We start from the raw sequence: 17,820 nt of genomic DNA, 5'->3' as shown, positions 1-17,820 counted from the left end.
CGTAGCTGGCCTCCACAATGTTCCCTGTCTGACGTGGGTAATCTGGGCCGGTGCAGAGCCCGAAGAGCAACCAACCACACTCCAGAGACTACGAAGCCAAGAATCTGCTGGTTCTTGAAGGCTTGGAGGCGGTCCGGAAGCGGCCGGCCATGTACATCGGATCCACGGACACCCGCGGCCTTATGCACTGCCTCTGGGAGATCATCGACAACTCCGTTGACGAGGCACTCTCCGGCTACGGCGGCGAGATTGAGGTCACACTCGGCGCCGACGGGTCGGTTGGGGTGGTCGACCATGCCCGCGGCATCCCCGTGGACACCGAGCCCCGCACCGGGCTCTCCGGCGTCGAGGTGGTGTTCACCAAGCTGCACGCAGGAGGCAAGTTCGGCAACTCCTCCTACAACGCCACCGGTGGTCTGCACGGCGTCGGAGCCTCCGTGGTCAACGCGCTCAGCTCGCGGCTGGATGTGGAGGTGGACCGCAACGGGGCCACCTGGGCGATGAGCTTCCGTCGGGGGGTACCCGGAGTCTTCGCCGGCGACGGCCCCTCCGCGCCGTTCACACCCCAGGGCGGCCTCCGGAAGACGGGCCGCGTGGCCAAGGCCACCACCGGCACGCGGGTCCGCTACTGGCCGGACCGTCAGATCTTCCTTGCGGACGCCGAGCTGTCCCTCAGCCACCTGCACGACCGCGCACGCCAGACCTCCTTCCTCGTGCCGGGCCTGCGGATCCAGGTCGACGACGCGCGGACCGGGGAGTCGGTCAGGGAGTCGTTCGTCCACCTCGGCGGCATCACGGAGTTCGCGGACTTCCTCGCGTCGGACGCACCGCTGACGGACGTCATCCGACTCCAGGGGACGGACTCCTTCGTCGAGACGGTCCCCATGCTCGACGAAACGGGCGCGATGACCCCGACGGACGTTGAGCGCGAACTGGAGGTCGATGTCGCGGTGCGCTGGGGCACCGGCTACGACGCGGCGGTGAAGTCCTTCGTCAACATCATCGCCACACCCAAGGGCGGCACGCATGTGTCGGGCTTCGAGCGGGGACTGACCCGCGCGTTCGTCAAGTCCCTGGAGGGCACACGCCTGCTCAAGGCGGGCGAGGAGGTGCTCAAGGACGACTGCATGGAGGGGCTCACCGCGGTGGTGACTGTCAGGCTGGCCGAGCCCCAGTTCGAGGGACAGACCAAGGAGGTCCTCGGCACGCCGCCGGTCCAGAAGCTGGTGGCGGGCATCATCGAGCGCGAGATGGGGGAGTTCCTCACCAGCTCCAAGGCTGCGATCCGCCCCGTGGCCCGCACCCTGATGGAGAAGGTGGTGAGCGCCTCCCGCACCCGCGTGCAGGCCAGGGCGCACAAGGAGAACCAGCGCCGCAAGAACGCGCTCGAATCCTCCACGCTGCCGCCCAAGCTGAAGGACTGCCGATCCAACGACGTCTACGCCACCGAACTGTTCATCGTCGAGGGCGACTCGGCCCTGGGTACCGCGAACGTGGCGCGGAACTCGGAGTTCCAGGCGCTGCTGCCCATCAGGGGGAAGATCCTCAACGTCCAGAAGGCGTCGGTGGGCGACATGCTGAAGAATCTCGAGTGCGCCTCGATCATCCAGGTGGTCGGCGCCGGGTCGGGACGTACGTTCGACGTGGAGGCCGCCCGCTACGGCAAGGTCATCTTCATGGCGGACGCGGACTCCGACGGCGCCCACATCCGTTGCCTCCTGGCAACCCTGTTCTTCCGCTACATGCGCCCGCTCGTCGAGGCCGGCCGCGTGTTCTCGGCCGTGCCGCCGCTGCACCGGTTCGAGCTGATCAACCCGAAGAAGGGCTACGACAAGTACATCTACACTTACTCGGACGCGGAGTATCAGAGGAAGGCCGCCGAACTGACCAAGCGGGGGCAGAACTTCAAGGAACCGCAGCGCTACAAGGGGCTGGGTGAGATGGACGCCGACCAGTTGGCCGACACCACAATGAGCCCGAAGCACCGCACCCTCCGGAGGCTCACCGTCGACGACGCGGCAGACGCTGAGCGGGTCTTCGAAATGCTGATGGGAAATGACGTCGCCCCGCGCAAGGAGTTCATCATCGAGGGCGCCTACGCGTTGGAGGCCGACCGCATCGACGCGTGACGCGGCCGGCCTCCACCAGGCAGGGGCGGATCAGTCGACCAGGACCACCGACAGGTGGCGGGGTCCGTGCACGCCTTCGACCCTGCTGAGCTCGATGTCGCTGGTGGCGGAGCCCCCACTCAACCAGGTCACCGGTCGATGCCCCCTCAGGGCGGGTGCCAGCCGCGCGATCCCCTCGGGCACATCGCTGACCACCTGATCCGAACGCACCACACAGATGTGCCGATCTGGAAGCAGCGAGAGGGCTCGGCGTCCCTGCCCCGCGGAATGGTCGAGCGCGATGGTGCCGGAGTCGGCCATGGCGACCGCGCAGGTCGACACCACGGCGTCGATCACGTTGAGCTGAGCGTGGGTCAGCGGCGGCTCGTCGGAGTGCAGGACCATGCCCGCAGCACTCAGCGCGTCAGTCCACTCCTCCGGGAACCCGCCAGGCACCACGACGCTGGTGGCGCCCAGGTTCTGCAGCGCGGAGACCAGGGCCTGGCCCACCTCCTGCTGCCCGCACCGGGTCACCGTCGCCTTGTAGTCCTCGACCTTCTCGACGAAGTCCGCGAGAACGTCCGCTGTGGCCAAGGGCTGTCCGTAGGTCCACTCGACGGGCACGTCGACCTCTGGGCGGGGCTCGGTGACGTCCTTGGTGGCCTCCCGCACGCGGCGGAGCACTTCATCTCGCGCGTTCACTTCGCGCCCCCTTCGTGGTTCTTCTTCCACCATTGGCGGAAGGTCTGGGTGGGTGGAGCTTCGGTGTCCCGGGCGTTGAGCCATCGGGATGCGATCGGGATGGGCATCGGGCCCAGCCACCTGCCCTTGAACATCCGCCCCGCGAGCCGGCTGCCCACCTGGACCGTCTCGAGGTGCGAGCCGTCGGCCATCACCCATCCGGCGCCCTTCATGATGGCCTGCTCGCCGGTGGGATGCTTGGAGGTCTTGTACTCGACCGCCTTGTGACGCAGGTGGACGAGAATGTCTGTGAACGGGATCCGGACGGGACACACGTCGTTGCAGGCGCCGCACAACGTGGACGCGAACGGCAGGGCACGGTCGTTGGGCGCCTCCATCCCGCGCAGCTGCGGTCCGAGGATGGCGCCGATGGGGCCGGGGTAGGGAGAGCCGTAGGCGTGGCCGCCGACCCGTTCATACACGGGACAGATGTTGAGACAGGCCGAGCATCGGATGCACCGCAGCGCTGCACGCCCCACAGGGTCGGCGAGTGCGTTGGTCCGCCCGTTGTCCAGCAGGATCACGTGCAGATCTTGGGGACCGTCACCAGGGGTGACGCCCGTCCAGAACGAGGTGTAGGGGTTCATCCGCTCGCCGGTGGAGGACCGGGGGAGGAGCTTGAGGAAAACCTCGAGGTCCTCCAGCGTCGGAAGGATCTTCTCGATGCCGACGATGGAGACGAATGTCTCGGGCAGCGTGAGGCACATGCGGCCATTGCCCTCGGACTCTACGATCACCAGCGTGCCGGTCTCGGCCACGATGAAGTTGCCGCCGGAGACGCCCATCTTCGCGCGGAGGAACTTCTCCCGCAGGTGGGCCCTGGCCGCGTTGGTCAGCTCGGTGGGGTCATCGGAGATTCCGTCGGGCGCAGCGACGCCGTAGCGCCCCATCTCCTCGGTGAAGATCTCGCGCACCTCGGACCTGTTGCGGTGGATGGCGGGCACCAGGATGTGGCTGGGCAGGTCGTGTCCGAGCTGCACGATGAGCTCGGCAAGGTCTGTCTCCCACGCCGCGATGCCCTCCGCCTCGAGGTGCTCGTTGAGGTCGATCTCCTGGGTGACCATGGACTTGATCTTGACCACCTCGTCGACGCCCTTGGCCTTGGCGATGTCGGAGACGATGCGGTTGGCGTCGGCCCCGTCGCGGGCCCAGTGCACCGTGATGCCCGCCGCGGTCATGGATGCTTCTGCCTCGAGGAGGTACTGCTCGAGGTGACGTGCGACACGGTCCTTGATCTGGGCACCGGCGGTACGCAGCTCTTCCCAGTTCTCGACCTCGGCCGCGCGCAGGACGCGCTTGTCGCGGATGGTGCCCGTGGCGTGGCGCAGGTTCTTGCGCTGTTCAGCATTCTCCAGGGCCCCCTTCGACGCCTCCGGGAACGGGGGAATGCCCAACCATGAGCCGGGCTCCGGTGTGCGACGGGTGTTCATCGCTGTGCCTCCTCGGTGGTGGCCAGGATCTCGGCCAGGTGGATGGTCTTGATACCGGCGCGCTGACGGTGCAGCACGCCACCGATGTTCATCAGGCAGGCATGGTCGCCGGCCACCAGGTATTCAGCGTCCGTCGAGCGGACGTGACGGGCCTTGTCGGAGGCCATGGCCACGGAGACCTCAGGGTTCTTCACCGAGAACGTGCCGCCGAAGCCGCAGCACTGGTCCGCGTTGGGCAGATCCACCAGATCGATCCCGCGGACCTCCTGCAGGAGGCGCAGCGGCCGGTCACCGACCTTCGCGATGCGCATCGAGTGGCAGGTGGGGTGGTACGTGACGCGGTGGGGGAAGTAGGCACCGACATCGGTGACGCCCAGGACGTCGACGATGAACTCGGTCAGTTCGTAGGTGCGGGCGGCCACGGCCGAGGCCTCGGCCTCCAGCCCCGAGTCTCCGGCGTGGCGGGCGAGCATCGCGTGCTGTTCCCGCACCGAACCGACGCAGGATCCGGAGGGGGCGACGATGTAGTCGTAGGCGCCGAAGCTGGCCGCGTAGTTGCGGACGGTGGGCAGCGCCTCCTTCCAATAGCCGGTGTTGGTCATGATCTGCCCGCAGCAGGTCTGCTTCTCGGGGTAGGAGACGCGGCAGCCGAGGCGTTCGAGGAGCTTGACGGTCGCGATCGGGATGGAGGGCTTCATCGTGTCTGTGATGCAGGTCGCGAAGAGTGCGACGTGGGGTGCAGTGGTCATCGTTGGCCTTTCGATCAGGGGAGTAGCCAGCTGAGCACTGGCGTGGACATCAGGCCTGAGATCAGGCAGAGGAGGGCGAGGAGGATGATGCTCCACTTGATGATGCGCCGCAGGATCACGGATTCGGCTCCGGCGATGCCGATGGCGGTGGCGGCGACTGTGAGGGACTGCGGTGAGATCATCTTGCCCACCACGCCTCCGGCGGCGCTGGAACCGACCAGGAGTGCCCGCATGTCCTCGGTTCCCAGATGGCTGCCGGGGCCGATCTCGGCGCCGACACTGGATTGCAGGCCGGAGAAGAGGATGTTGGCCGAAGTGTCGGAGCCGGTCACGTAGACGCCGATCCAGCCGAGCACCGGAGCCACGAACGGGTAGACCATCCCGGCGCCGGCGAAGAACAGGCCCAGGGCGAGGGTCTGTCCGGAGTCACCCATCACGTAGGCGAGTGCCACGACGGAGCCGATGGTCAGCATGGCGAACCTCAGCTTCTTCACATTGGCCCACAGCACCCGAAAGATGTGACCCAGCGACATTCCGTAGATCAGGCCGGTGACAACGGCCACGAGGGCCAGCAGGATGCCGGGGGTGGAGGCCCAGGCGAGGGTGTAGGTCTGGTGGGTGGCTGGGTCCCCGGCCACGTTGAGCATCTCTGAGAGTCCCGGCCAGCTGATCTTGATGTCGGTGCTGACGAGGGCCGCCTTGACCGGCGGGAGGGCGGCGAGGCCGAAGACGATGATCACGAGGATGTAGGGCACCAGGGACATCACGATCCGGCGGCCGGTCAGTGCTGCGGCGCCTACATCGGAGGTCATCGTGTGCCGTTCGTGGCCTTCGACGGTGGTGTCGAGAGGGATTCCGATCCGCTCGGTGGCGGCTTCTCCGCCGGTGGGGTGCCACACCTTGAGGAAGACGATGGCCACACCCACGCTGGCGACGGCGGCGAACACCTCGGTGAGGTTCCAGAGGGGACTGGCGGAGGCGATCCACTTGGTCACCCCGAAGCTGAGTCCCACCACGAGGCCGAACGGCCACACCTCCTTGAGGCCGCGCCTGCCGTCCATGACGTGGAGCAGAAGGAACGGCACGACGAGGCACAGCATCGCCGTGATGCGACCGGTGATGGGAGAGATGGCGAGGACATCGTCGAAGCCGCCAGTCTTGGCGGCCATCAGAACGGGGAGGCCGACCGCACCGAAGGCGACAGGGACGGTGTTGGCGAGCAGCGCGATCATCGCCGAGCGCAGGGGGGAGAACCCGATGGCCACGAGCATGGCGGCCGTGATCGCCACCGGCGCCCCGAATCCGGCGAGGGCCTCGAGCAACCCGCCGAAGCTGAAGGCGATGAGCAGGGCCAGCACGCGGGGATCGTCGCTGATGAGGAAGAACGTGCGGCGAAGGTCCTCGAAGCGGCCCGAGGCCACCGTCACCTCGTACATCCAGATGGCGGTCAGCAGGATCCACACGATGGGGAAGATGCCGTAGACGAAGCCGTGCGCACTGGTGGCCAGGGCGGTTGTGACCGGCATGCCGAACGCGGTGACCGCCACGACGAGGGCCATGGCCCAGGAGAAGGGGCCGGCGTGGTGTGCCTTCCAGCGGAGGAGCCCGAGCGTGACCAACATGGCGACAACCGGAATCACCGCCACGAGGGCTGACAGCCATTGGGCACCAAGGGGATTGGTGACTGGTTGGAAGGTTTCCAAGAGCATCGGTGAACTCCGTCGTTCATATGGTCAGACCAAAATATCTGGTCTGACCATATGGTGTCGATGGCACCCATGTCAAGACTTTCCCCGTGCGCCACAATGGGTCAATGACCGCCGGCGGATTCGACACAGCTCTGGACTTCCTGACAAGTGAGATCCTGGCAGGGAGGCTGAGCAAGGACGCGAGGCTCCCGAACGAGCGGGAGCTGGCCACGCAGCTGGGGACCAGCCGCAGCGCGGTGAGGGAGGCGATCAAGGTCCTGCAGGCGCAGGGGGTGATCACCTCCCACACCGGTCCAGGGCGGGGAACCCGCGTGGCCGCGAGTCAAGGTCCGGCGCTGGGGCGGATGCTCAAGCTGCACGTCGCCTTGGACGCGATCTCCTTCGACGAACTCACCGAGACGCGCGTGGTGCTGGAGCGAGCTGCTGCGGAGGCGGCTGCGGTCCACGCGGACGACGCGTCGCTGGCGGACCTGGGCAGGCTGGCCGAGTCCATGGTCGCGGTCTCGGACACCGCGCGGTTCAACGAGCTCGACACGGCATTTCACGTCGCGATCGCCGGCCTGGGCGCCAACCGGCTGATCCGCGACATGACCATCGCGATCCGTGAAGCCGTTGCACGGCCCATCCTCAGTGCCGAGGAGCGGATGCCGAACTGGGAGGCACTGCGGTTGCGTCTACTCGCGGAGCATTCGGGCATTCACCGGGCGCTCAGCGCCCGCGACGGGGCAGCGGCCGCCAACCTGTGCGAGGCGCACATCCGAGGAGCCCACCGGGTGCTGCTCCCCGGCTCCCGGTGACTTAGATCACCTGTGTGAGGAGGCCTGTGTCCACGTCGTACATGAAGCCGCCCACCTCTGCCTGACCCTTGATCAGCGGATGGTTGTTCACCATGTCGACGTCTGCCCGGAGCCGTGCCTGCTGGTCAGGGCTGGCGCCGAACGAGATCCACGAGGTGTCGATCCCGGTCTTGGCCGCGATCACCTTGCGGATGTCATCGTCTGTGCCCGAGGCCATCGCGCATCGCGTGTGCGGCACGATCATGATCCGGTCCACATGCAGCAGCTGCACGCTCAGGACACAGCCGGTGAGAACCGAGGTGGAGACCCGGCCTCCCGGCGAGCGCAGGATCTTCGCATCGCCCAGCCGGAGTCCGAGCATGGCGAGCGGCTCGATCCGGGAGTCCATGCACGTCACCATCGCGATGCCGGCCTTGGCGATGCCGTCGAAACCGCCGTCGGTGAACCCGTCGGCATAGGCCAGGTTGCTGGTGAGCAGATCCTCGAAGCTCATGATGGGCCTCCCTTCCGTCCGTGATGCTACCGGTCCTACCCCCTCGCAGAGCCGCGTCCTGCGAGTGCGGCCACCGGCTGGGACAGTGGTGCGCCAGAGCCGTCGCGGCGACCGTGAGCGGTCGGCAGCTCTACGGGAGAGCCGCTCGCAGCGGCCGCGACCACCGGTGCTGCGCCGATGGCGGCGATGAGAAGAGTGTCTTCGCCCCTGAGGAAGCGGTGAGCACGCACGCCCGCGGTGGCCCTCCCCTTGGCCGGGAACTCGCTCATCGGGGAGACCTTCGCCATACCCGACTCGGTGCCGGGCAGCGAGGAGGACGATCCCGAGATGGTCACCGCCTCGTCCGCGGCCGGGTCTGTCGCACCGAACCAGATGACGCGGGCCTCCGGCGCCAGCTTGATGCCTGCCATCCCGGCGCCGGAGCGGCCCTGGGGGCGCACAGACGAGGCGGGGAAGTGGAGCAGTTGCGCGTCGGAGGTGATGAAGGCGAGGTGGGCCTGCTCGTCGGCCAGTTCGACGGCGCCGATCAGTTCATCGCCGTCCTTGAGCGCGATGACGTCCCAGGCGTCCCTGGTCAGGACCTCCGTCGTGACGCGCTTGACGACGCCACGGGCGGTGCCCACGGCCAGGCCAGCGGTTTCCCCTCCGAGCGTGGTCAGACCAAGTGGGCGCTCGCCGGCCGCCAACGGCCAGAGCTCGTGCGCTGGGCTACCGCCCTGGAGGCTCGGGGCCGACGCGGTCAGGGGCACGGTCGGCAGCTCGATCGAACGGCAGCGGATCAACCGACCTCTGTTGGTCACCACCGCGAACTCGCCGTGGGCCGTGGTCTTCACGCGGGAGACGATGACGTCGTGCGGGGCCCGCCCATCGGGGGAGAGGTCGTGTTGTGCGTCCGTTCGCGCCACCAGGCCGGATCCGCTGAGCAGCACCCAGCACGGGTCGTCTGCCACCTCCAGAGGGGCGGCCGCCGTCGGGGCGCCACCAGAGGAGGCGAGCAGCACGGTCCGGCGAGGGGTCCCGAACTGCTTGGCCACGTCTGCCAGCTCGCTGCTGACGACGCGACGCAGCACTGTGTCGTCGTCGACGATGTCGCGGAGTCCGGCGATGAGGTCAGACAGCTCGGCAGCCTCCTTCTCAAGCTCGATCGTGGAGAAACGCGTCAGCCTGCGCAACTGCATGTCCAGGATGTAGTTGGCCTGCGTCTCGGTCAGGTCGAAGGCCACCGTGAGCCTGCCGCGTGCCTCGGCCGCGTCGGCGGACGAGCGGATGATGGCGATGACGTCGTCGATATCGGCGATGGCGACCATCAGCCCCCGCACCAGATGGAGGCGGTCCTCGGCCTTCCTGAGCTGGAACTGGGTGCGCCGAAGCGTCACCTCCAGTCTGTGCGCCAGGAAGACCTCGAGCATCTCCTTCAGGCTCAGTGTGCGGGGCTGTCCCTCGACCAGCGCCACCGCGTTGATGGCGAAGGTGTCTTCCAGCTTGGTCACCTTGAACAGTTGCTCCAGCAGCGCCTCGGGGTTGATCCCGTTCTTCACCTCGATCACCAGGCGGGTGCCGTTGGCCAGATCTGTGAGGTCCTTGACGTCGGCGATGCCGGTCAATCTCTTGTCGTCGACTGCCTTCTTGATCTGCTCAATGATCTTCTCGGGGCCCACCATGTAGGGCAGCTCGGTGGCGATGATTCCCATCCGTCGGGCCGAGACCTTCTCGATGCGTGTGGTCGCCCGGTGTTTCAGCGTGCCGCGGCCGGTGGCGTAGGCATCACGGATCCCGTCGAGCCCCACGATCTTTCCACCGGTGGGGAAGTCCGGTCCGGGAATGTGGCGCATCAGGTCCTCGAGCCCGATGTCCGGGTTGCGGATCAGTTGCTGCAGCGCCGCCACCACCTCGATGAGGTTGTGGGGGGCGATGTTGGTGGCCATCCCGACGGCGATCCCGGTGGCGCCGTTGACGAGCAGGTTCGGGAAGGCCGCCGGCAGTACGACGGGCTCCGACTCCTTGCCGTCGTAGTTGGCCTTGAAGTCGACGGTGTCCTCGTCGAGTCCGCGGGTCATGGCCACGGCGGGGGTGGCCATCCGGCACTCGGTGTAGCGCATCGCGGCGGGGCCGGCGTCCAGCGAGCCGAAGTTGCCATGGCCGTCGATCAACGGCAGGCGCATGGACCACGGCTGGGCCACCCGCACCAACGCGTCGTAGATCGCCCCGTCTCCGTGCGGGTGCAGCAGGCCCATCACCTGGCCCACCACGCGGGCGCACTTGACGTGCCCGCGATCCGGGCGGATGCCCATGTCGTCCATGGCGAAGAGGATGCGTCTCTGCACCGGCTTCAGACCGTCTCGCGCATCTGGAAGAGCGCGGGAGTAGATGACCGAGTAGGCGTACTCCAGGAAGCTGGTCTCCATCTCCTCGGTGACGTTGACGTCGAGGATGTGCTCGTCCTCGAAGGTCTCGTCGTCGATCGTCGGCTTGGCCATGGGGCCGCCTCCTCGCCTGGGTCCGCTACAGCAACCCGCGCAGCCTATCGCCCAATCCGTCGCCGTCCGGGGCGCGCACCTCCGGCGCCATGTCCGGCTCCCAGCGCTCCTCGGTGGCGGGGACCTTCATCGGGAGGCCATGGGCCAGTGTGTGCTCGCCGGGCGTGAGCTGACGGATGGCGCGGGCCCGTACGTGCTCCGGCTGCAGCGCGGCGAACTCGGCGTAGAGGTCCGGATCGTGCTGCCCGTCGTCTCCCACCAGCAACCACCTGATCTGGGGAAGGTCGCGGGCCAGCTCCCGCAGGCATCGGCGCTTGTGATCCGGGCCGCTGCGGAACCAGCCAGTGTTGGTGGGCCCCCAGTCCGTGAGGAGCATCGCTCCTTGGGGGATCCCGTGGCGGGCGGTGAACCGTTGGATCATCGGGTAGGTGTTCCACGCGCCGGTGGAGACGAAGATGATGGGGGAGCCAGGATGGGCGGCGAGGAGCTGCTGGTAGAGCCTGGCCATGCCCGGAACTGCCTGACGAGCCTGTTCGGTGACGACGAACGAATTCCATGCGGCCACCATCGGACGAGGGAGCCAGGTGGACAAGATGGTGTCGTCGATGTCGCTCACGATCCCGAAATCGACGTCGTCGGCGATCACCTGCAGGCTGGCCAGGGCCGAGGATCCGCCCGCGCCCTCGAGCGTGACCGAGTGCCAACCCGGTGGCAGCCCGGGGTTGCGGACCCGCACGTCGATGTACCCGCCCCGGTCGGCATGGACCGGGATCCGGACATCGCCGATCACCACAGTGACCCTGGCCCCGACTTTCGCTGAGCCCAGGAAGTTGCGCCAACCCCGGCGATAGATCAGCGCAGAGGCAGCCTGGACGATCCCGAGGTCAGCCGACGGGCGCAGCACCACTCGACCGAGGATGCGCAACTGCTCCGAGGTGCCGTAGCCGGTGAAGGCGAGGATCGACTCCTCCCACCCTCGCTTGTTGAGGGCGCGATTGACCAGAGAGTTGATCCGATCCTCGATCCGGGCGGCGATGAAGGGGCGGGAAGCCATGACCCCAAACCTAGTGCAACGTGCCAGAATGGGCGGGTGCCTGAGTCCGTCGAGATCGTCAATGCCCTGCCGCCGCAGCTCCTGGCCGAGATCGCAGAGTGTGGGTTCTACCCCAGTCTGGTGGCAGAGACGGTGGCGCTGGGGCTGGGCCAGCGGGAGCTGCTCGATTTCCTCGTCCAGCACGAGGCCACCTTTGCCGGGCACGAGCTCCACCGCCACATGACAGTGCTCGTCCGCACACCGCGGCAGCTGCTCATCTGCCATATCGACGAGGGTGAGGGTGCCCAGACGGAGGCAGTGGCCACCGCCGAGGTGGTGGCGTTACGGGCCGTCGATTCAGTCGTGGTCACCCGTGCGCTGCAGGACCCGGAGAACCGCTCCGGGCTCAGTGAGGCGTGGCTGACGATCGTGTGGGGAGCTGCGAGGCGCGTGGACCTCGGCCCCGCGGCCTGCGAGGATCCCGCCTGTGAGGCGGACCACGGATACACGGGCGTGATCCAGCCGGACGACATCACCGTGCGCATGAGCCCCCAGGCTGACGGCGACAACGCGCGTCGGCTCGTCGCCTTCGGGGTGCGTCTGCAGGCGGTTGTCGGCTGATGCGCTCGGACTTCGTGGAGCCCCGCTACGAGGATCTGTCGCTGGCCAACCTCCTGCCCAGCGTCATGGCCACGCTGGACGCGACGACGCCGATCATCTCGCTTCCGCGGGCGCGCAGATATGTGGTCCTGCTGGTGGACGGGCTCGGCTGGCATCAGCTGCTGGAGTTCGGCGATCATGCAGAGACGATGTCGCGTCTCGCCCGTGACGCGCCGAGGCTCACCTGCTCGGTGCCCTCCACGACGGCCACGTCGCTGACCTCGCTGGGTTGCGGGGTGCCCACTGGCGAGCACGGCATCGTGGGGTACACCTTCTTCGAACCCAGCGTCTCGCGCGTCATCAACGCGCTCACCTGGGAAGGTGGGCCGGAGGATCTGGGTACCTTCGCCCAGACCCCCACGCTCTTCCAACGCCTCGCTTCGTCGGGTCGTGGCTCCGCGGCAGTGACCCTCGGACGCTTTGCGGGAAGCGCTCTGACCCGCCTCGCGTTCGGCGGCAGCAGGCTCTTCCCTGTCGCCGTGGAGGGAGCCGCCGAGGAGTTCTCCGGACTCGTGCTCGAGGCCCTCGAGACTGCCGAGGTGGTCTACGGCTACGAGCGGATGCTGGATCACGACGGCCACGGCCACGGCGTGGGCTCCTGGCAATGGCTGGAACGCCTGGCGATGGTCGACGATCTGGTGACGCACCTGGTCGAGGCGCTCCCAGCGGACGTCTGCCTGCTCATCACGGGTGACCACGGCATGGTCAACGTGCCGTCGGGGTCCCGTGTGGTGGCGGAGGACGAGCCGAGGCTCGCGGGCTATTCGTTCCTCGGCGGCGAGCCGCGGTTCCGGCACATCCATGGCGAGGACCCGCGCGCACTCGCCTGGGCCTGGGAGAGCGTACTGGGCGAGCGGGCACATGTGCTGCGGCGGGAGGAGGCCATCGAAGCGGGGTGGTTCGGACCGCAGGTGACGGGGTTGAGCGCGGCCAGGATCGGTGACGTCGTGGCTGCGATGACGTCGGACTACGCGGTCATGAGCAGGCAGAGTCCGGGGGAATTCAGCCTCGTCGGCATGCACGGGTCGCTCACAGCCGCCGAGATGGAGGTCCCGCTTCTCATGCACGGCGGTGGCCGGTGAGGTTGCGCATAGCCATCCTCATCGACGACTTCTATCCCTCATCCGGGGGAATCGGACGTTCAGTCGAGACCCAGTTGGAGGAGCTGACGGCACTGGGTCACGAGGTCACCCTGATCGCGCCGGACCGGCACCTGCAGAAGCCGCGGATCGGGCGCGTCATCGAGTGCCCCACCCTGTACGTGGAGGGACTGCCCGCGCATCTGAGCATCCTCCACTGGTCGAAGAGACGCGCGCGCCTCATCAGCGAGGTGGCGACCTTCGATGTGGTGCACACCCAGACCGAGCGGGGGGCCCTCGGACTCGGCGCCCGGATCGCACGGCTTCAAGGCATCCCGCATCTGCACACCTTCCACGCCAACATCGCAGGCACCCACCAGACCGTCTACGGGGCAACCTTCGGCACCCTCGGATACCAGGCACTGATTCTGCCCGGCCTCCGCATTGCGCGCGGCGGTGGTCCTGCCCCGTCGACGAGGCTGCCAGCCTCCACCAGTGAGACGGGTGGCCTGGCCGCCCGCACCGACTGGAGATCATTCGCCACGATCGCGCAGCTGGCCGACGCCTACACGGTGCCGTCGCCATTCATGCGCGACCTGATCGATGAGGCCGCGGGAAGGCGCCTGCCTGGCTACGTGGTGCCGACGGGATACAACCGCCGGATGAAGCGGGCGATCGACGAGGCCCCCCGCGAACGTGGCGACGACGCGGTCCGGTTCCTCTCGGTGGGCAGGCTGGCGAAGGAGAAGCGGCTCGATGTGATGATCAAGGCGTTCCGGCGTGCCGCGCTTCCCCGCGCCGAGCTCGTGATCGTCGGTGACGGCGACCAGCGCGACAGACTGAAGGCGCTCGCGAGGGGATGCGACTCGATCGACTTTCGGTGGCACCTGTCATCCACATCCGCCCTGGCCTACGAGTTCCGCAACGCGGACGCCCTGGTGCTGAGCTCCTACCGCTTCGATTCGCAGGCGCTGGTCATCGCAGAGGCCGTCTCCGCGTCACTGCCGGTGATGTACTGCGACGATCGGCTGACGGTGGGGGTTTCGCCGCGGACCGCGCTCCTCACCGGTCCCGACGTGACCTCCATGGCCCAGGGATTCCGTACCTTGGCGGACGGCCACTTGAGGGCATCCATGGCGTCTGCCTCGGCTGAGCTGATGCCCGATCTGGCTCCGGCGAGGATGGCCGAGCGGTACGTCGAGGCTTACACGGACCTCATCGAGCGAAAGGCGACGCGTGGCTGAGCTCGTGTTCCACACCGGACCCATGGACAGCGGCAAGTCGACGTTGGCGTTGCAGTTGGACTACACGCGGTCGTCCCACGGTCGCCAAGGCCGGGTTTTCACCTCGCAGGACCGCGCGGGGGAGGGAGTGATCGCCTCCAGGCTGGGCCTCAGCGCTCCGGCCCTGGAGGTGCACGACGGCTTCGATTTCTGGCGCTACGTCATCTCTGAGCTGACCACCGGCAAGCGCGTGGACTACCTCGTCTGCGACGAGGCGCAGTTCTACAGTCCCGAGCACATCGATCAGCTGGCGCGGATCGTCGACGAACTCCAGCTCGACGTCTACGCCTTCGGGATCCTGTCAGACTTCAGGACCAGGCTGTTCCCAGGCGCTCAGCGCCTCATCGAACTAGCCGACAGGGTGGAGACGCTGCCCCTGGGGCCCCTGTGCTGGTGCGGGTCTCGGGGCACCCACAACGCGCGCACGGTGGGCGGGCTGATGGTGACGGAGGGATCCCAGGTGGTGGTCGGCGACACCGGCGACGGGGCCGAAGTGCGCTACGAGGTGCTGTGCCGGGCACACCATCGTCGTCGGATGACCTCCACCCGAGCCAAGGCGACCCTGACGGCGGAACCACTGCCCTTCGATCCCGACGACTTCTAGTGTCCTGACAATGGACTTCTACGAGGGTGTGGGCCCGCCGAACATGATCTCGTCCCAGGTGGGGATCTTGGCTCTCCGCCGGCGTGGCCGGGGCTTCTGGGGCTCTTCTCCGGCGTCAACCAGCGGCTCCTGAGCAGGCTCCGCGTCCTCGGCGATGGGCGGGGACGCCTCGGATGCGTCGTCGGAATCCGGCAGGGCTGCGTCCTCGAGCTCCTCCTCCGCGGACTCGCTGAGCCGTGCCTCGCGGGGCGCCTCATCATCCAGGATGCCGGTGTAGATGCGCACCGAATCTTCGCTGATGCCGCTGAGCATGTCGTAGAGGCGATCGAGCTGGGACGTGTCCTCGTTCCCGTCGTGCATCAGTTCTGAGGCCGGCACGTCGTCCCCAGGCGCCCCCGACTCGGAGACGGAGATGGCCCGGACCAGCGCCATCTCGTCAGTGAAATCGACGGTGTTCTCTTCGCCAGTCAGTGCGTCCGCGGACTCCTCGCCGATCATCCAGCGTGCATCCGAATTGTGGGCCACGCAGATGCGGGCCTTGGTGTCGAAGATGAACTCGGCCGAGCGGGACTCCACATCCAGTGCGAGCCGGCCCAACAGTCGCCACTTGAGATCCGGCTGCCTCCAGGCGTCCCACTCGATGGCATCGGCGTCGATGCCCCTGGACCTCAACCGCTGCCCGATCAGATCCCCCAACCGCCTGTGCGTCCCTGCCTCGCCACGCCGTCGGACGGTGGCCGTCTGCGCAGACTGGGCCACATGCTCGCGCTCCGCCAGCACAGGGCCCGCGAAGGCCTCGATGCGCTCGATCTCCATGCCCGTATCCTCGGCGACCTCAGCCACTGAGGCGCCCGAGCGAATCCGCAGCTGGATTTCGCGGGGGGTCAGAGCATTCACTATTGTTCCTCGTCCGGTCAGGTTATTTCCCACAACTTACCAGCGCCCCACCCGCCCGGGCGTCATCTGTCTTGCGTGGCCGCGCACAATGGTGTCGAGGCGAGGGCCGGGCCGGGATACCACGAGGGCTCCCGATGTGATACACATAGCCCCGTTCGCGGCACAGGAAGGAATACTGACGGATGGCAACCGATTACGACGCACCCCGCAAGACCGATGAGGAAATGAGCGAGGACTCCATCGAGGAGCTCAAGACCCGTCGCAACGACAAGAACTCGGGCAAGGTTGACGAGGACGAGGTCGAGGCTGCCGAATCGTTCGAGCTTCCAGGTGCGGATCTCTCCCACGAAGAGCTCACAGTTCGCGTTCTCCCGCGCCAGGCCAACGAGTTCACGTGTGCGTCATGCTTTCTCGTGAAGTCCCAGAGCCAGCTCGCGGAGGTCCGCGGAGGGCAGAGCTACTGCGTCGACTGCGTCTGAGCGGCTCCACCTGTCCTCAGGGGGTGGGCGTCACAGGTCCAGTTTGTTGCGCAGCTTGCTTGGGCCCTGGTGGGCGAATGTGGTCACCCAGCGCCGTTGAATGAAGCGGTTGATGACGATCTGGGACATGCCCACTCCAAGTCCGCTGGCCGCCGCCCAGATGAACGCCCTCGCCATCGGGGTCTCGGGATCGTTGATGTCCGGGACCGGCTCGCCCGTGGACGCCTCCCACACCTTGGTGACCAGCTTCTGGGCGACCAGGGTGGTGAGCGCGCCGAGCACTCCGGCGTAGAGCTTCCACATGAGCTTCTCAGTCAGGGCCATGGGGTTCCTTTCGATCGGACCAACACTGCCACCTTAAGTGCTTCGAGGTACTGTGGAAAGGTGACCTACCGCGAACGTCTGCACGTGCCTTGGTGGTGGGCGGTGATCGCCCTTCTCTTCTGGCTCAGCCTCGCCGTGGCGGTTGTGGCCTATGTCCCGCTGCAGCCGGCCGTAGCCTTCTCCGTCCTGGCCGCCGTCGGCCTCCTGCTCGCGCTGGTGGCGTACAGCCGTACGCTCGTCGCCGTCGACCACGACGCTCTCATTGCCGGACGGCACCGGCTGACGCGCGAGTACATCGCCGGCGTGGTGCCGTTGAGTGGCTCGTCGGCCCGCGCTGCCTACGGTCCCGAGGCTGATCATCGCGCCTTCCTGTTCACCCGCCCGTTCATCACCGATCTGGTACGCGTGGACCTGGCGGATCCGGCGGATCCGCATCCGTACTGGCTGGTGAGCACTCGTCACCCCGAGGAGTTGGCGGCAGCCCTCGAAGCAGTCAGGGGGAATCCGTGATCGTCGAAGCGATGGTGAGCCCCGGGCAGTTGCCGACCTACGCGCATCCAGGCGACGCCGGGGCTGATCTGAGGGCCGCAGAAGACGTGGTGCTCCGTCCCGGGGAGCGGTCACTGGTCGGCACGGGAGTTCGTGTCGCGCTGCCGTCCGGGTATGTCGGCCTCGTCACACCAAGGTCGGGTCTGGCCGCCCGGCACGGCCTCAGCATCGTCAATGCACCAGGAGTCGTCGACTCCGGGTATCGCGGCGAGATCAAGGTCTGCCTCATCAACCTGGACCCCGAGAAGCCCATCAGCCTCAGCGCGGGGGACCGCATCGCCCAACTGGTGGTGATCCCGTTCGTCGGCGCCTCGTTCACCGCCGTCGACACCCTCGATGACACCCCCAGAGGCACGGGTGGCTATGGTTCTACGGGCGGATTCTCCACCTCCACCGAGTAAGGGACAG

18 protein-coding genes are annotated in these 17,820 nt (G+C 67.3%); 9 read left to right on the top strand and 9 right to left on the bottom strand.

Annotation, left to right across the window (positions count from 1 at the left end; all coding sequences use genetic code 11):
* Positions 1-50 precede the first annotated feature (50 nt).
* Positions 51-2,129 (top strand): DNA topoisomerase IV subunit B, encoded by a 2,079-nt coding sequence (locus H5399_RS09810; RefSeq protein WP_182782859.1) that lies wholly within the window; start codon positions 51-53, stop codon positions 2,127-2,129.
* 30 nt (positions 2,130-2,159) lie between these two features.
* Here H5399_RS09810 and H5399_RS09805 read toward each other — a convergent pair whose 3' ends face one another.
* Genes H5399_RS09805 through H5399_RS09790 form a run of 4 tightly spaced genes read right to left on the bottom strand, consistent with a single transcriptional unit; the run spans position 2,160 to position 6,737 of the window.
* Positions 2,160-2,843 (bottom strand): LUD domain-containing protein, encoded by a 684-nt coding sequence (locus tag H5399_RS09805; protein WP_182782858.1) that lies wholly within the window; start codon positions 2,841-2,843, stop codon positions 2,160-2,162.
* Positions 2,807-4,279, bottom strand: coding sequence for a lactate utilization protein B (locus H5399_RS09800; RefSeq protein WP_182782857.1), 1,473 nt, complete (start codon positions 4,277-4,279; stop codon positions 2,807-2,809). Before H5399_RS09800 ends, H5399_RS09805 begins: the two co-directional genes overlap by 37 nt.
* Complete coding sequence (locus H5399_RS09795) at positions 4,276-5,028, bottom strand: (Fe-S)-binding protein (RefSeq protein ID WP_182782856.1); 753 nt, start codon at positions 5,026-5,028, stop codon at positions 4,276-4,278. The genes H5399_RS09800 and H5399_RS09795 overlap by 4 nt, the downstream gene beginning before the upstream one ends.
* Before the next feature lie 14 nt (positions 5,029-5,042).
* The gene (locus H5399_RS09790; protein ID WP_182782855.1) at positions 5,043-6,737 is read right to left on the bottom strand and encodes an L-lactate permease; all 1,695 of its coding nucleotides are present in this window, start codon (positions 6,735-6,737) and stop codon (positions 5,043-5,045) included.
* A gap of 104 nt (positions 6,738-6,841) precedes the next feature.
* On the opposite strand from H5399_RS09790, the gene H5399_RS09785 reads away from it, so the two are divergent.
* Positions 6,842-7,534: a FadR/GntR family transcriptional regulator gene (locus tag H5399_RS09785; RefSeq protein ID WP_182782854.1), complete on the top strand. Its 693-nt coding sequence runs from the start codon at positions 6,842-6,844 to the stop codon at positions 7,532-7,534.
* A 1-nt stretch (position 7,535) separates the two neighbouring features.
* Here H5399_RS09785 and H5399_RS09780 read toward each other — a convergent pair whose 3' ends face one another.
* From H5399_RS09780 to H5399_RS09770, 3 genes are read right to left on the bottom strand one after another with little or no spacing between them, the layout of a single operon-like run.
* Complete coding sequence (locus tag H5399_RS09780; protein WP_182782853.1) at positions 7,536-8,027, bottom strand: carbonic anhydrase; 492 nt, start codon at positions 8,025-8,027, stop codon at positions 7,536-7,538.
* A gap of 35 nt (positions 8,028-8,062) precedes the next feature.
* A complete protein-coding gene (locus H5399_RS09775) occupies positions 8,063-10,504 on the bottom strand; it encodes a DNA topoisomerase (ATP-hydrolyzing) subunit A (RefSeq protein WP_182782852.1) in 2,442 nt (813 codons plus the stop codon).
* Between the two features lie 25 nt (positions 10,505-10,529).
* Positions 10,530-11,558 (bottom strand): App1 family protein, encoded by a 1,029-nt coding sequence (locus tag H5399_RS09770; RefSeq protein WP_182782851.1) that lies wholly within the window; start codon positions 11,556-11,558, stop codon positions 10,530-10,532.
* Positions 11,559-11,594: 36 nt separating this feature from the next.
* Here H5399_RS09770 and H5399_RS09765 point away from each other — a divergent pair, with 36 nt between their 5' ends.
* The 4 genes from H5399_RS09765 to H5399_RS09750 are packed head-to-tail and all read left to right on the top strand — an operon-like array spanning position 11,595 to position 15,163.
* On the top strand, positions 11,595-12,158 hold the full coding sequence (locus tag H5399_RS09765) for a DUF5998 family protein (RefSeq protein WP_370585735.1): 564 nt from the start codon (positions 11,595-11,597) through the stop codon (positions 12,156-12,158).
* Positions 12,158-13,279, top strand: a complete 1,122-nt coding sequence (locus H5399_RS09760; RefSeq protein WP_182782850.1) for an alkaline phosphatase family protein — start codon at positions 12,158-12,160, stop codon at positions 13,277-13,279. Before H5399_RS09765 ends, H5399_RS09760 begins: the two co-directional genes overlap by 1 nt.
* Positions 13,276-14,520, top strand: a complete 1,245-nt coding sequence (locus tag H5399_RS09755) for a glycosyltransferase (protein ID WP_182782849.1) — start codon at positions 13,276-13,278, stop codon at positions 14,518-14,520. Before H5399_RS09760 ends, H5399_RS09755 begins: the two co-directional genes overlap by 4 nt.
* Positions 14,513-15,163: a thymidine kinase gene (locus tag H5399_RS09750; protein WP_182782848.1), complete on the top strand. Its 651-nt coding sequence runs from the start codon at positions 14,513-14,515 to the stop codon at positions 15,161-15,163. Before H5399_RS09755 ends, H5399_RS09750 begins: the two co-directional genes overlap by 8 nt.
* Positions 15,164-15,181: 18 nt before the next feature.
* On the opposite strand, the gene sepH is transcribed toward H5399_RS09750, so the two are convergent.
* Positions 15,182-16,060 carry a septation protein SepH gene (sepH, locus tag H5399_RS09745; RefSeq protein WP_182782847.1) on the bottom strand — a complete coding sequence of 293 codons (879 nt, stop codon included), beginning with the start codon at positions 16,058-16,060 and terminating at the stop codon, positions 15,182-15,184.
* 182 nt (positions 16,061-16,242) lie between these two features.
* On the opposite strand from sepH, the gene H5399_RS09740 reads away from it, so the two are divergent.
* Positions 16,243-16,539: a DUF4193 domain-containing protein gene (locus tag H5399_RS09740; RefSeq protein ID WP_182782846.1), complete on the top strand. Its 297-nt coding sequence runs from the start codon at positions 16,243-16,245 to the stop codon at positions 16,537-16,539.
* A gap of 30 nt (positions 16,540-16,569) precedes the next feature.
* Here the strand turns inward: H5399_RS09740 and H5399_RS09735 are convergent, their stop codons facing one another.
* Positions 16,570-16,863: a DUF4235 domain-containing protein gene (locus H5399_RS09735; RefSeq protein ID WP_182782845.1), complete on the bottom strand. Its 294-nt coding sequence runs from the start codon at positions 16,861-16,863 to the stop codon at positions 16,570-16,572.
* 60 nt (positions 16,864-16,923) lie between these two features.
* On the opposite strand from H5399_RS09735, the gene H5399_RS09730 reads away from it, so the two are divergent.
* Positions 16,924-17,373 (top strand): DUF3093 domain-containing protein, encoded by a 450-nt coding sequence (locus H5399_RS09730; RefSeq protein ID WP_182782844.1) that lies wholly within the window; start codon positions 16,924-16,926, stop codon positions 17,371-17,373.
* An 11-nt stretch (positions 17,374-17,384) separates the two neighbouring features.
* Positions 17,385-17,813: a dUTP diphosphatase gene (dut, locus tag H5399_RS09725; RefSeq protein WP_182783101.1), complete on the top strand. Its 429-nt coding sequence runs from the start codon at positions 17,385-17,387 to the stop codon at positions 17,811-17,813.
* Positions 17,814-17,820 lie beyond the last annotated feature (7 nt).

This window comes from Tessaracoccus sp. MC1627 (assembly GCF_014164725.1).
Taxonomy (GTDB): domain Bacteria; phylum Actinomycetota; class Actinomycetes; order Propionibacteriales; family Propionibacteriaceae; genus Arachnia.
The sequence above is the reverse complement of the archived record's forward strand: the minus strand, read 5'-3'. Positions and strand labels throughout refer to the sequence as shown.